This window comes from Mycobacterium kyorinense (assembly GCF_001672775.1).
In the GTDB taxonomy this organism is placed as follows: Bacteria; Actinomycetota; Actinomycetes; order Mycobacteriales; family Mycobacteriaceae; genus Mycobacterium; species Mycobacterium kyorinense_A.
Genome location: NZ_LZKJ01000154.1, coordinates 1 through 13,578, shown reverse-complemented (window position 1 = coordinate 13,578; position 13,578 = coordinate 1). Strand labels below are relative to the sequence as shown.

At 64.8% G+C, this 13,578-nt stretch carries 14 protein-coding genes and 1 pseudogene; 12 read left to right on the top strand and 3 right to left on the bottom strand.

The genetic code is table 11. The annotated features are described in order from the left end of the window. Nucleotides 1–17 precede the first annotated feature (17 nt). Complete coding sequence (locus A5707_RS17080) at nucleotides 18–620, top strand: TetR/AcrR family transcriptional regulator (protein WP_082969520.1); 603 nt, start codon at nucleotides 18–20, stop codon at nucleotides 618–620. On the opposite strand, the gene A5707_RS17075 is transcribed toward A5707_RS17080, so the two are convergent. Next, a complete protein-coding gene (locus tag A5707_RS17075; RefSeq protein ID WP_065015639.1) occupies nucleotides 617–1,789 on the bottom strand; it encodes an acyl-CoA dehydrogenase family protein in 1,173 nt (390 codons plus the stop codon). The genes A5707_RS17080 and A5707_RS17075 overlap by 4 nt on opposite strands. Beyond that, the gene (locus A5707_RS17070; protein ID WP_065015638.1) at nucleotides 1,773–2,771 is read right to left on the bottom strand and encodes an acyl-CoA dehydrogenase family protein; all 999 of its coding nucleotides are present in this window, start codon (nucleotides 2,769–2,771) and stop codon (nucleotides 1,773–1,775) included. The genes A5707_RS17075 and A5707_RS17070 overlap by 17 nt, the downstream gene beginning before the upstream one ends. Nucleotides 2,772–3,119: 348 nt before the next feature. Between A5707_RS17070 and A5707_RS17065 the strand changes: the two genes are divergently transcribed. Genes A5707_RS17065 through A5707_RS17050 form a run of 4 tightly spaced genes read left to right on the top strand, consistent with a single transcriptional unit; the run spans nucleotide 3,120 to nucleotide 6,655 of the window. After that, nucleotides 3,120–4,208, top strand: a complete 1,089-nt coding sequence (locus A5707_RS17065; RefSeq protein ID WP_065015677.1) for an amidohydrolase family protein — start codon at nucleotides 3,120–3,122, stop codon at nucleotides 4,206–4,208. A gap of 21 nt (nucleotides 4,209–4,229) precedes the next feature. Beyond that, nucleotides 4,230–5,375: an amidohydrolase family protein gene (locus tag A5707_RS17060; RefSeq protein WP_065015637.1), complete on the top strand. Its 1,146-nt coding sequence runs from the start codon at nucleotides 4,230–4,232 to the stop codon at nucleotides 5,373–5,375. Next, nucleotides 5,376–5,768 carry a Rieske (2Fe-2S) protein gene (locus A5707_RS17055; protein WP_065015636.1) on the top strand — a complete coding sequence of 131 codons (393 nt, stop codon included), beginning with the start codon at nucleotides 5,376–5,378 and terminating at the stop codon, nucleotides 5,766–5,768. It abuts the gene before it with no gap. Between the two features lie 17 nt (nucleotides 5,769–5,785). Continuing rightward, complete coding sequence (locus A5707_RS17050) at nucleotides 5,786–6,655, top strand: alpha/beta fold hydrolase (RefSeq protein ID WP_065015635.1); 870 nt, start codon at nucleotides 5,786–5,788, stop codon at nucleotides 6,653–6,655. Nucleotides 6,656–6,657: 2 nt separating this feature from the next. Here the strand turns inward: A5707_RS17050 and A5707_RS17045 are convergent, their stop codons facing one another. Further along, a complete protein-coding gene (locus tag A5707_RS17045) occupies nucleotides 6,658–7,131 on the bottom strand; it encodes a hypothetical protein (RefSeq protein ID WP_065015634.1) in 474 nt (157 codons plus the stop codon). Between the two features lie 84 nt (nucleotides 7,132–7,215). On the opposite strand from A5707_RS17045, the gene A5707_RS17040 reads away from it, so the two are divergent. From A5707_RS17040 to A5707_RS17010, 7 genes and pseudogenes are all read left to right on the top strand, one after another. Further along, a complete protein-coding gene (locus A5707_RS17040) occupies nucleotides 7,216–8,514 on the top strand; it encodes an NADH-ubiquinone oxidoreductase-F iron-sulfur binding region domain-containing protein (protein ID WP_065015633.1) in 1,299 nt (432 codons plus the stop codon). Nucleotides 8,515–8,522: 8 nt separating this feature from the next. Further along, nucleotides 8,523–8,819: a ferredoxin gene (locus A5707_RS17035; RefSeq protein WP_082969519.1), complete on the top strand. Its 297-nt coding sequence runs from the start codon at nucleotides 8,523–8,525 to the stop codon at nucleotides 8,817–8,819. Then, complete coding sequence (locus A5707_RS17030; protein WP_156658077.1) at nucleotides 8,801–10,459, top strand: thiolase C-terminal domain-containing protein; 1,659 nt, start codon at nucleotides 8,801–8,803, stop codon at nucleotides 10,457–10,459. The genes A5707_RS17035 and A5707_RS17030 overlap by 19 nt, the downstream gene beginning before the upstream one ends. Beyond that, on the top strand, nucleotides 10,456–11,325 hold the full coding sequence (locus A5707_RS17025) for an alpha/beta hydrolase (protein ID WP_065015631.1): 870 nt from the start codon (nucleotides 10,456–10,458) through the stop codon (nucleotides 11,323–11,325). Before A5707_RS17030 ends, A5707_RS17025 begins: the two co-directional genes overlap by 4 nt. Continuing rightward, the gene (locus A5707_RS17020; RefSeq protein WP_065015630.1) at nucleotides 11,325–12,143 is read left to right on the top strand and encodes an NAD(P)-dependent oxidoreductase; all 819 of its coding nucleotides are present in this window, start codon (nucleotides 11,325–11,327) and stop codon (nucleotides 12,141–12,143) included. Before A5707_RS17025 ends, A5707_RS17020 begins: the two co-directional genes overlap by 1 nt. Further along, nucleotides 12,140–12,928: an NAD(P)-dependent oxidoreductase gene (locus A5707_RS17015; protein ID WP_082969518.1), complete on the top strand. Its 789-nt coding sequence runs from the start codon at nucleotides 12,140–12,142 to the stop codon at nucleotides 12,926–12,928. Before A5707_RS17020 ends, A5707_RS17015 begins: the two co-directional genes overlap by 4 nt. 99 nt (nucleotides 12,929–13,027) lie before the next feature. Next, nucleotides 13,028–13,578, top strand: a pseudogene (locus tag A5707_RS17010) (cytochrome P450); the annotation flags it as partial.

Here is a 13,578-nt window from a genome sequence, read left to right as displayed (position 1 = left end):
ATTATTATGCTGAGGCCATGTCTAGCAGCCCTTCGGGCGGGCGGTCAAGGGTTGGCGCTCGCGATTCGGCGACCCGACGCTCGTTGATCCGAGCGACAGCCGAGATCATCATCGAAGAGGGCTACGCCGCCGCGACATCGCGACGAGTCGCTACCAAGGCCGGCGTCCGGCCGGCGCTGGTGCACTACTACTTTCCGAGCATGGATGAGCTCTATGTGGCCGTCCTGCGAGCGGGGGCAGATGCCACCCTGCAGCGTCAACACCAAGCCTTGGCGGGCAAAGCGCCGCTACACACGTTGTGGCGGCTCAACAGCACACAAGGTGCCCAGTTGATGCTGGAGTTCATGGCGCTGGCCAATCACCGTAAGGCGATTCGCAGCGAAATCGCCGCCTATGCCGAACGATACGGGGACATGGAGTCGGCCGCGCTGACCGAGGCGATGGCCGCCCACGGCGTCGACATGAAAGAGTTTCCGCCGGTGGTGATGTCGATGATCTTGACGAGTCTGGCGCGCATCATGTTGCTCGAACAAAGTCTCGGCATCACCCGTGGCCACGATGCGGCCCGTGATTTCATCGAGCGCTATCTCGACCGTTTCGAAGTGCGCTCCGCCGACTAGTGCGGCAGGCCCAGCACGCGCTGGGCGATGATATTGCGCTGGATCTCCGACGTGCCACCGGCGATAGTGCCCGAGAAGCTGCGGGCATAGCGCTCAAACCAACTCGCGAAGTAGTGATCGAGGTTCATCGGCGCATACGGTCCGGTCAATGCGGGATGCAGCAGCCCCTCGGCGCCCGCCGCCGACAAGGCATGTTCGCTGGCGCTTCGCTCTGCCTCGGAGCCAAGCAGTTTGAGCACCGAGATGGCCGCCACGTCTTCCTCACCGCGCGCGGCGCGCGCCAACGCCACCGAGCCCAATAGTCGGAGGGCCTGGTGATCCATCGCCAACGTGGCGTACTGGTCACGCTCCAGCGGCGTGGCAGGACGGAAATCGGCGAGCAGGTTATCCAGCCGATCAGCGAAACCCAGCCACATCATCGTGCGCTCGTGACCCAGAGATCCGTTTGCCACCCGCCAGCCCTGGTTCTCCGGGCCGACCAGGTTCGCGGCCGACACCCGTGCATCGGTGAAGAACACCTCGTTGAAATCGAGGTCGTCGATCGAGCAGATCGACGGGAACGGGCGGCGCGCCACTCCGGGAGTATCGGTCGGGATCAGTAAGGCGCTGATTCCCTTGTGCTTTGGAGCGTCGGGGTCGGTGCGCACAAAGGTCAGCAACACGTCGGCATCGTGAGCCCCCGACGTCCACACCTTCTGGCCATTGACGACAAAGTCGTCGCCATCGCGCACCGCGCGGGTACGCAGGGACGCCAGATCGGAGCCCGCGCTGGGTTCGCTCATGCCCAGCGACGCGGTGATCTCGGCCCGAAGGATCGGCACCGCCCAGCGTTGCTTTTGTTCGTCGCTGCCGAACGACAACAGCGATGCCGCAATGATGTTCACGCCCTGCGGGTTGAAGCTGTGGTAGATCCGCCGACGACACAGCTCCTCGAGGTGGACGAACTGCTGCAACACCGTCGCGTTGCGGCCACCGAACTCCGGCGGTTGGCCGGGCAGCAGCCAACCGTTGTCGAACAGCAACCGCTGCCAGCGGCGTGCCCATGCCGGCATATGCGACACCGACCGTGGGCGCTCGAGGGTCTCGACTTCGGCAGGCAGATGTTCGTCGAGGAAGACCGAGAAATCAGCGCGAAACGTCTCGACGTCGGGATCAAAGGTGAGCTGCACGGTATTCCTCTGCGATCATTGCGCGATGCTCGGCGGCGCCGCCGAGCATGTGCTCGCCCGCCTTGGCGCGCTTGAGCGCGAACTGCAGATCGTTCTCCCATGTGAAGCCCATCGCGCCGAACGACTGCAGACCATGCCGAAACACCAGTGACTGACACTCCCCTGCCGCCGCCTTGGCCATCGCCGCGGCCAGCCGGCGGCGCGGATCGTCTTCAGCGATCGTCAGCGCGGCGAAATAGCCGAGGGCACGGGCGCGTTCGATCGCCACGTGCATATCGGCGGCCTTGTGCTGGATCGCCTGGAATGAACCGATCGGCACCCCGAATTGCTGACGGCTTCGGACATGCTCGAGGACCAGATCCAAGATGCGTTGGCAGGCACCGACCATCGTCATGGCCATACCGGTCAGCGCGACGTGCCACGCCCGGTCGGTGTCGACGCTGACCCGGTCCGCGTCAGGCACCCGAACGCCGGCAAACGTCACGTCGGCGACATGCAGCACCGGATCGAACACCGAAGTGCGCCGGGCGGTTACCGCACCGGCGTCGACGATGAACACCGCTGCGTCGGTGACGACGGCCAGCTGCTCGGCACGATCGCCGTCCAGCACGTGGCGGGCGGTGCCGTCCAGTACCCACCCGTCGTCGTCGCGGCGCGCGGACACGCCGGCGTATACCGCAGTCCCGGAGCGGTGCGGATCGAACCGATCGACTGCCAACGGCGCGAACTGGGTCATTGTCGCCAGGAACTGGGTGGGATCGGTGGCACGCCCCAACTCTTCGGTCACAATCGCAAGTTCCACCGCGCTGGCCGCATCGTTCAACTCGGTCCAGCCGAGATCGACGTAGACCTTCCATACCGGGCTCGGATCAGCGTCGTCTTCGGCAACGCTTCGCACCAGGGCCGGCGGGCACTGCTTGGCGACGACATCACGCACGGTGTCCTGCCACAGCCGCTGATCAGCATCGAACTCCAAAAGCATTCGCACGCCTCCTCGCTGCTGTGGCCAACCGTTCGAGAATAGCATTCTCGTTATCGAAAGTAACCGTCTCGGCCGCGGCGAAACCGCCTGTCGTCGAACAACCCGCATGAACCGCAGCTACAAGGCGAGAAGCCGCACGACGTGGACCGGCCGCCGCGCGCGTGGTCAGAATGTTATTCTCGTACTGGAAGAATTTTGCTTACAGCAGGTCTCCAGCAGCAGCCCAGTGATTAATCGAAACGCTTACCGGAAATTCGTTGATTGGCGGCAAACGAGAATGTTAGATTACCTATCGACAGGCAACATGGGCCCGGCCGGTCAACCCGCTGCAGCCGGAAGGTGGCCTTCGTGATCGAACACGCTGACGGGACACGAACACCGGTTATCGACGCGAGCGTGCACATCTTCTCCGCGTCGACGCCCGACCTTCGCGACTTCCTCCGTGAGCCGTTCAAGAGCCGCGGCTTTCCCGATTACGAGATGGACTGGTACGGGGCACCCGGCGGCGAGTACGCGAAAGGCACCGGCGGGCGTGAGCTCGGCTACCCGGGCTCAGACCCTGCGGTGGTCGGCAACCACCTGTTTGCCGAACGCGGAGTCGACATCGCAGTGCTGCATCCGATGGGCCGCGGGATCATGCCCGACCGTCACCTCGGCAGCGCACTGTGTGCCGCGCACAACGAGATGATGGTGTCGCGTTGGCTGGAATCCCCCGAGTTCGGCGACCGGTTCCGCGGCACCATCCGGGTCAACCCTGACGACATCGCCGGTGCGCTGCGCGAGATCGCCAAGTACCAAGACCACCCGCAGGTGGTCCAAATCGGCATCCCGCTGCAGTCGCGCGAGCTCTACGGCAAACCGCAGTTCTGGCCACTGTGGGAAACAGCAGCCGACGCGAAATTACCTGTGGCCGTGCACATCGAGGTCGGCTCTGGCATCGCTTTTCCACCGACGCCGTCCGGCAACACCCGCACCTATGAGCAGTACGTCAGCTTCATGGCGCTGAATTACCTCTACCACTTGATGAACATGATCGCCGAGGGTGTGTTCGAGCGGTTCCCGGCAGTCAAGTTCGTGTGGGCCGACGGCGCCGCGGATTTCGTGACGCCGTTCAGTTGGCGGATGGACTGTTTCGGCCGGCCGCACCTCGAGCAGACGCCGTGGGCACCGAAGATGCCGAGCGACTACCTGCCCGGCCACGTCTATTTCGTGCAGGGCAGTCTCGACGGCCCCGGCGATGCGGAATTCGCCGGGGAATGGTTCAGCTTCACCGGCAAGGACGACATGGTGATGTTCGGCTCCAGTTACCCGCACTGGCAGTTCAACGAGATAAAAATCCCCAGTGCCTTCACCGCCGAGCAGCGCGACAAGTTGTGCTGGCGCAACGCGGCAGAGCTCTACGGCATAGACGTCCAGGCCGGCGTGGCTGCACAGTAGAAGTCAAGCAAGGAGACCACGATGACGACGATTCAGACTCAGGAGCGGGTCCCCGCAGCCGAGCGCATCGCTGTCCGATGCGTCGACTCCGATGTCCATCCGGTACCCAAACGTGGTGAGCTGACCCAGTACATCCCGGAACCGTGGCGCAGCAAGTATTTCCTCGCCCGCAATGTGGGCGAGCAGATTTACTACGACGCTCCCGATTACGCGCACGCGTATGCGATGCGCGTCGACACCTTTCCCTCCGGCGGGGAGTTCCCCGGTAGCGATCCGGACATGGCATTCCGGCAGCTGATCATGGAGGCCGGCTCCGACATCGCGATCTTGGAACCCGGCGCCTACCCGGCACGGCTACCTGGGGCGCAGCACGCGATGTCGTGCGCCTTGAACGACTGGCAGGCCAACCATTGGCTCGATAGCCACAACAACTGGCACGAGCGGTGGCGCGGGTCGATCTGCGCCGCCATCGAGGAACCGGAGGCCACCGTTCGCGAAATCGAGCGGTGGGCCGGACATCCCTACATGGCGCAGATCCTGATCAAAGCCGAGCCGCGTCCGTCATGGGGGGATCCGAAGTACGACCCGATTTGGGCCGCCGCGACCAAGCACGACATCACGGTGAGCTGCCACTTGTCCCGCAGCCACTTCGAAGAGCTGCCGATGCCGCCGGTCGGATTCCCCAGCTACAACCACGATTTCATGGTGACTTACTCGTTGCTGGCCGCCAATCAGGTGATGAGCTTGATCTTCGACGGCGTCTTCGACCGCTTCCCCACTTTGCGGATCGTGTTCGTCGAGCATGCCTTCACCTGGGTGCTGCCGCTGATGTGGCGGATGGACGCAATTTACGAGGCCCGCAAGTCGTGGCTGGACATCAAACGCAAGCCGTCGGAAATCCTCAAGGAGCACATCAAGTTCACCACCCAGCCACTGGACTACCCGGAGGACAAGACCGAGTTGACCCGTGCCCTGGAGTGGATGGAGTGCGACAAGATTCTGCTGTACTCGTCGGACTACCCGCACTGGACGTTCGACGACCCGCGCTGGCTGGTCAAGCACTTGCCCAAGGCGGCCCGCGAGGCGGTCATGTTCAAGAACGGCATCGCGACTTATCATCTGCCGGAAACGGTTCCGGTGCTCGAAGGTCAGGTACGGGTGCTCTGAATGCCCGAAGAAGTCAAGCGGCCCCGGCTGGCACAGGGCCGCGAGCATGTCGTCGCGACCGTGGACGAAATCCCGCCGGGCACCCACAAGTTGGTGCCGATCGGACGTCACGGCGTTGGCGTTTACAACGTCAACGGCACGTTCTACGCCATCGCCAACTACTGTCCGCATCAAGGCGGTCCGCTGTGTTCGGGACGTGCCCGGGGCCGCACCATCGTCGACGAGAGCGCACCCGGCGACGCGGTGATGGTCCGTGACCTCGAATACATCTACTGTCCGTGGCACCAATGGGGTTTCGAGCTGGCCACCGGGACCACCGCGGTCAAGCCGGAGTGGAGTATCCGTACTTACCCGGTCCGGGTCGTCGGCAATGACGTGCTGGTAATGGCCTGAGGTTGAGGAGAACGCGCGTGTCGACTATCGAGATCAAGGGCGGCGAGGTCGTCTACGAAATCCTCGGCTCTACCGGTGATCTCATCGTTTTGACACCGGGCGGCCGGTTCAGCAAGGAGATCCCCGGGCTTCGTCCCCTGGCCGATGCGTTGGTCGACGGCGGATATCGGGTATTGCTGTGGGACCGGCCGAATTGCGGGGCCTCTGACGTGCAGTTCTATGGTCAGAGCGAGTCGCACATGCGGGCCGAGACGCTGCACGGGTTGTTGACCACACTCGATACCGGACCGTGCATCATCGCCGGTGGCTCGGGCGGAGCGCGGGATTCGATGCTGACCACCATGCTCTACCCCGAGCTCGTCACCAAGCTGGTGGTGTGGAACATCGTCGGCGGTATCTACGGAACCTTCGTCTTGGGTTCGTATTACGTGGTCCCCAGCATTCTGGCGGTCCGGGGCAGCGGGATCGAGGGACTGCTCAAGGTTCCCGAATGGCGCGAGCGCATCGAGGAGAACCCGAACAACAAGCAACGGCTGCTCGACCTCGACCGCGACGAGTTCCTCACGGTGATGCTGCGCTGGCTCAATGCGTTCGTCTCCAAGCCGGGCCAGACCATCCCCGGTGTCGACGACGAGATGTTCGACCGGATCACGGTTCCCACGCTGATCATCCGCGGGGGCGAGAACGATTGGGATCATCCCAAGCGGACGTCGCTGGAAGTCAATTGCCTGATCAAGGGTTCCAAGCTCATCGATCCACCGTGGCCGGAAGATGCCTGGGAACGAGCCGGTGAAGAGCGGGCCACCGGAAAGGTGGATCGCTTCAACATGTTTGACACCTGGGTGCAGGCTGCGCCCGCGATTCTGGACTTCTTAGGCAGCCGATGACGCTACGTGGTGAGAATGTGGACCTCAGAGTTGAGGGCGGATTCCAGCGCGGTATGAATGCGGCTCTCCGGCATCCGGTCCAGGTCGGCCTGGCGCAGCCTCACGTAGACGACGTCGAATCCGTCGTCCCCAGCTACGCGCTCGATCTCGCCGGTAAGCCCGAATCCGGCCAGGACGCCGTGTACATCGTCGTCGGTTCCCCTGCTGACGTAGGTCACCACACCGGCCACCGGATCGGTACCGAACGCCTTGCGACACAGCTCGACTGCGGTCCGCTTGAGGGTCTCGACATCGTTGCCGCCGATCAGCAGTTGCACCTCGCGCCGACCGATCGGCATGGCGCCAAGGCTGATGTCCAGCACGTCGGCGCCGGCTTCTTCAGCGAGTTCCAGGAGCATGGTCATGCCCTGGTCTAACTGCGCCGGGGTGAGCGCACCAGACGGGTCGACACTCACCCGCACCACCGCGGTTCGCATGCGCACCAGCCTAGCCCGGCGACGATGCAGGCCAGCATGGCCTGAGGAGGAGTCGGGCGATCCAGGCGTAGCGATGGAGCGTTGATGGAAACTACCACCACCGCATCGGCGGTCACCGTCGCCGTTTGGCCCGGCTGCGAACCGCGACTGCTGCGCGATCCCCCCGGGCGCGAAGGCTTTGCGTCCTATCGGGAATCGGGGGGCTACCGCCGCCTTGAGTCCGCCGACGACCTGCTGAACGACGTTGAACGCAGCGGATTGCTGGGCCGCGGCGGGGCCGCCTATCCGCTGGCGGTCAAGCTGCTCGCCGTGCGGGACAACGGCCGCCGCGGTGGATCTGGCGCCGTCGTCGTGGCGAATGGCGAAGAGGGCGAACCCGCCTCGATCAAGGACAGATGGCTGCTGCGCAACCGACCGCACCTGGTGCTCGACGGGCTGCGGTTGGCCGCGGCAATCGTGTCGGCCGACCAGGTCTACGTGTACATGTCCGACCTGGAATCGGCCCGCAGCGTCGAATCCGCGTTGAACGACATTGACTCCAGCGCCCTCGGCGATGTCAGCGTCGACATTCGGGTAGTCGATCCCGGATATGTCGCCGGCGAAGAGACCGCGGCGGTCCGCGCACTCAACGGGGGGCCGGTCAAGCCGACCGACAAGCCTCCCCGGCCGTTCCAGCAGGGCGTCGGCGGGCGCCCGACGCTGGTGAGCAATGTCGAGACCTTGGCCAATCTGCCGTATCTGCAGCGACACGGCGCGACAGCGTTTCGCGCACAGGGCACGGCGCTGTCTCCCGGGACCTTCTTGATGACGATCACCGGCGCCGGACGGCCCGCGGGTCTCTACGAGGTTCCGCACGGCGTTGCGTTCCCCGACCTGCTTGCCCTGCACGGTGTTTCACCTGGCCAGGTCAAAGGCGCGCTGATGGGCGGCTACTTCGCCGGCCTGCTCAACCGCACCGTGCTGGATGCCACGATGGACCACGAGACGCTGCGTGGTCTGGGCAGCGGCTTGGGCGCCGGGGCGGTCACGGTGCTTACCGATGACTGCGTGGTGGCCGTCGCTGCGTCGGTGCTGGCCTACTTCGACCGCGAAAACGCCGGGCAGTGCGGCTCGTGCTTCAACGGCACGGCGGCGATGGCAGCCGTCGCCGCCGCGCTGCGCGACGGCGTCGCCACCGACGAGGACCTGGTCCGGCTGCGGCGCTGGTCGGTGGTGCTGCCCGGCCGCGGTGCCTGCGCGACGCTGGACGCCGCATGCAATGTCGCGGCATCCCTTCTCGACCAGTTTCCGCACGCCGTAGAACGTCATCGCGACAATAGCTGCGCGGCATGTCAAGCCGAAGTGTTCCACGCCCGGCGGCCCTACGAAGTGGAGCCGGCATGAGTGAACCCATGAAGGTTCGACTCGACCGCACCATCTGCGACGGATTCGGTGTCTGCGCCAAGCATGCGCCGCAGTACTTTTCGCTCGATGACTGGGGGTATGCCTCGCTGATCGGAGACGGCACCGTCGCCGAGGACGACCACGACGCGGTCATGCGCGCGCTGATGGACTGTCCGGTGCACGCCATCATGGAGATCGGTGAACGCAGACCCGACGACAGCCATCCGCCGTCGGACTGCGCAGAGGATCCGGCCGCCGACCTCAAAACCGAAGAGAATGAGGCCGAGTGGGGGTTCACCCGTTGACCGGACGACCGCTACCCTTGATCACGCCGGAGAATGAGTTCTTCTGGACCTCAGGGGCCGACGGCACCTTGCGATTGCAGGAGTGCACCGACTGTGCGGCGCTGATCCATCCGCCCGCGCCGGTGTGCAGGTACTGCCGCTCACAGCAGATGGGGGTGCGGGCAGTGTCCGGTCGGGCGACGCTGGCCGGGTTCACCGTCAATCATCGATTCAGCCTGCCTGATCTGCCGGCTCCCTATGTCGTCGCGCAGGTCGCGATCGAGGAAGACCCGCGGGTTCGGTTGACCACCAACATCGTTGAGTGCGAACCCGATCAGCTGGAGTTGGGCCAGCCAGTGGAGGTCGTCTTCGAGCAGGTCGACGACGTATGGCTGCCGCTGTTCCGCCCCACCGGGGGTGCCGTGGCGCCGTTGCCGGTCGACGAGATCGCGCCCGAGCGCTTCGGTGAGCATGTCCGGCCAATGCTCACCCAGGAAAAGTTCGAGGACAAAGTCGCCCTCACCGGCGTCGGCATGTCGGAGATCGGCCGTCGACTGATGGTGCCTCCGCTGTCCCTGACGGTACAGGCCTGCGAGGCCGCCGTCGCCGATGCCGGGTTGACACTCGACGACATCGACGGCCTGTCAACATATCCCGGCGGCGGCAACCTCGGCGGCTTCGGCGAGGGCGGCGTCACCGCCCTGGAGGCGGCACTGGGAATTCGGCCCGTGTGGCACAACGGTGGTATCGAAACGTTCGGTCCGGGCGGCTCGGTGATCGCCGCGATGCTCGCCGTCGCCGGTGGACTGGCCCGCCACGTGCTGTGTTTCCGAACACTGTGGGAAGCCACCTACAACGAGCTGATGAAGCAGGGCAAAATCGCCCCGCCCGACGGACGTACGACCAGCTGGATGATGCCATTCGGTGCGACTTCGGCGGCACATACGTTGGCGCAGAACGCGCAACGCCACTTCCACCGCTACGGGACGACGAAGGAAACACTGGGCTGGATCGCGCTGAACCAGCGCGCTAATGCCGAACTCAATCCGTCGGCGGTCTACCGCTCGCCGATGACCATGGACGACTATCTGACCGCGCGGCCGATCACCACGCCGTTCGGGCTCTACGACTGTGATGTGCCGTGCGACGGGGCGATCGCCGTCATCGTCTCGGCCGTGGACGCTGCACGCGACCTGCCCAAGCCACCGGTCTTGGTGGAGGCGGTGGGAACGCAGATCATCGAGCGAATTGACTGGGACCAGAGCACTTTGACTCATGAGCCGCAGGTGCTGGGCCAGTCGGCGCACATGTGGTCGCGCACGTCGCTGAAACCCGACGAGGTCGACGTGGCCGAGCTCTACGACGGGTTCACGATGAATTGCCTGTCCTGGATCGAGGCGCTGGGTTTCTGTGAGATCGGCGGAGCCCGTGAGTTTTTGGACGGCGGTAAAAACATCGCCCGCGACGGCCAGCTACCGCTCAACACCCACGGCGGGCAGCTGTCCCACGGTCGCACGCACGGCATGGGCCTGCTGCACGAAGCGGTCAGCCAGCTGCGCGGTGAAGCGGGCGACCGGCAGGTCGCCGACGTGCGGGTCGGCGTGGTCAGCAGCGGCGGGTTGACGCCCAGCGGCGTTTTGCTCTTGCGGACGGACACATGAACCCCCACCCGAGGGTGGTGATCGTCGACGGAGTGCCGATGTCCGCGCTTGTCGCCGAAGCACCGGAACCCCGAGCGACGGTTGTTGCATTGCATGGCGGCGGTACGACCGCCGCGTATTTCGACTGCCCTGGCCACCCGGCACTGTCGTTGCTGCGCACCGGTGCTGCGCTCGGCTTCACCGTGATTGCGCTCGACCGGCCCGGCTACGGCAGTTCTGCGCCGTATCCGGAGGCGCTGGCAGAACCCGAGCAGCGGGTCGGCCTGGCCTACGGCGCGGTCGACCGCATCCTCGGCGAACGGTCCTCTGGGGCCGGGCTGTTCTTGATCGCGCATTCGAACGGCTGCGAATTGGCGCTGCGGATGGCCGCCGACGACCGCGGTCATGGTCTGCTCGGGATGGAAATGTCGGGTACCGGTCTGCGCTACCACCCGGCGGCCCGGGAGGTGTTGAAGACCGCAAGCCCGACGCACCGGCCGCCCGGGCTGCGTGAACTGCTTTGGCATCCGGCGCATTTGTATCCCGCCGAAGTGGTGGGCGGAATCACCAACGCCGCCAGCGGTGCACCTTACGAGGCGGCGATGGTCACCGATTGGCCCCGTCACGACTTCCCGCTGGTGGCCGCGCAAGTGCGCATCCCCGTACAGTTCAGTGTCGCCGAGCACGAAAAGGTCTGGCAGTCCGACCCGGCCGCGCTGGATGAGATCGCTGCGCTGTTCTCCGCCGCGCCGAGCTTCGTGATCAACGAACAACCCGATGCGGGCCACAATCTCAGCCTCGGCCATACCGCCAGGGCGTACCACGAGAAGGTCTTTGCGTTCGTCGAGGAGTGTCTCGCTACCCAAGCTGATTTGGAGGCCGGTTGATGCAGGTGGGATTCATCGGGCTGGGCAGTCAGGGCGCTCCCATGGCCAGACGGATCGTCGAAGCCGGATTTCCGACGACGTTGTGGGCGCGCAGACCGGCCTCCCTCGAGCCGTTCGGCGACACCGCAGCCAAGGTCGCCGAATCGCCGGCCGAGCTCGCTGCCGCCAGCGACCTCGTCTGCCTGTGCGTCGTCGGTGATGCGGACATCGAGGAGGTCGCGGGCGGCGAGAACGGGTTACTGGCCGGCATCAAACCGGGCAGCGTCATCGCCGTACACAGCACCGTACATCCCAAGACATGCCATGACTTAGCCAAAAAGGCGGACGCACAGGGCGTCTCGGTGATCGACGCTCCGGTGAGCGGCGGGGCACCCGCCGTCGAACAATGTCGTCTGCTGGTGATGGTCGGCGGCGACGCCGACGTCGTCGAGCGCTGCCGCCCGGTGTTCGAAACCTACGCCAACCCGATCGTGCACCTCGGCGACCTGGGTTCTGGTCAAACCACCAAGCTGCTGAACAATCTGCTGTTCACCGCAAACCTGGGGACGGCGGCCAGCGCACTGTCGCTCGGCGAGGCGCTCGGCGTCTTGCCGGCCCGTCTCGCCGAGGTCATCTCGCGCGGCAGCGGAAACAGCTTCGCGCTCAATGCTCTTGGTGGAGATGCCGGCGGTTTGGACCGGCTTGCCGGCCTTGCGGGCGCGCTACTGCAGAAAGACGCCCGCTTGGTCGCCGACCTTGCCGATACGGCTGCCGTCGCCTGCGGCGCCGTGCTTGACGCCGCCGACGCCACCCTGACCCGGATGGAACACCCGCGGTGAAAATCGGCTTCATCGGCGCAGGGCGGATGGGCCGGCCGATGGTTGCCCGCCTCGTCGACGCCGGCCACGACGTCCGGGCATTGGGCAGATCCGACGAGAAACGGGCTGTCATCACGCAATTGGGTGCGACGGGCGTGTCCGAGGTGGCCGAATTGAGCGCCGGCGCCGACGTCGTCGTGGTCTGCGTTTTCACCGACGAGCAAGTACGCCAGGTTTGTCTGGACAACGACCTGCTCGCCACGATGGCGGCCGGTTCGACCCTGGTGGTACATACCACCGGAAGTCCGCGCACCGTGGAAACCATCGCAGCCTCATCTGATGTCGAGGTGGTGGATGCCCCGGTCAGCGGCGGCCCGCACAACGTCGCGGCCGGTGAACTGACCGTGTTCGTAGGTGGAGCCGATGAAACGGTCGCTCGGGTGCGGCCGGTCTTGAGCTGCTACGGCGATCCGGTCTTGCACGTCGGCCCACTCGGCGCTGGGCAGAAGGTGAAGCTGGTCAACAATGCGCTGTTCGCCGCGAATATCGGACTGCTGTCCGAGGCCGTCGGCCTCGGACAGCGGCTCGGCGTACCGGAGTCGACGCTGCTGGCGGCGCTTCCGCACGGCAGCGCAGCCAGCCGTGTGCTGGACCTGATTGCCGGCGGCGGTTCCGTCGCGACATTCACCGAGATGGCCGGTGAATTCGTGGGCAAAGACGTCGCGATAGCCAGAAGTATCGCAACCGAACTCGGCAGTAACCTCGGCGTGCTCGACCAGGTTATCGACGCGGCGTCGAAAGGGTAAATGGGTGTTTCTTTCCCGCCGTGAATGTTTTACCGTTAGCGTTACAGTCACGCCTTCCGTCGTAACGATCCAGCCCAGGGCCGCTGCTGAGGAGATGCAATGACCAAGCCGAAGGTGGTCTTCGATCCGTTCTCTGAGGAATATTTCAACGATCCGTTTGAGACATACCGACGGATGCGCGAGGACGCGCCGCTGTACTACGACGAGCAAGAAGACTTCTACGCGCTGACCCGCCACGAAGACGTGGCGGCCGCATTCAAGGATTTCGAGACCTACTCGTCGGCCCGCGGTTGCGATTTGGCGATGGTGCGTTCGGGCGAGGTGCCCCAGAAATCGATCATCTTCATGGATCCGCCCGACCATCGCCACATGCGCAGCCTGGTGAACAAGGTGTTCACCCCTCGGGCGATCACGGCGCTCAAGTCGATGGTGACTGAGCAAGTCGAGCGATTTCTGGCGGCAGCTGGTCCTGACGAATTCGATGTCGTGCAAGACTTTTCGGCCTTGTTTCCGGTCGAAGTGATCACCCGGATGCTCGGGGTACCTGCCGAGCACCGCCAGAAAGTGCGGCTATGGATCGACGAGTTACTGCACCGCGAGCCGGGTCAGATCGAGATGTCGGAAGCCGGAGCCCGCGCGATGGCCGACTC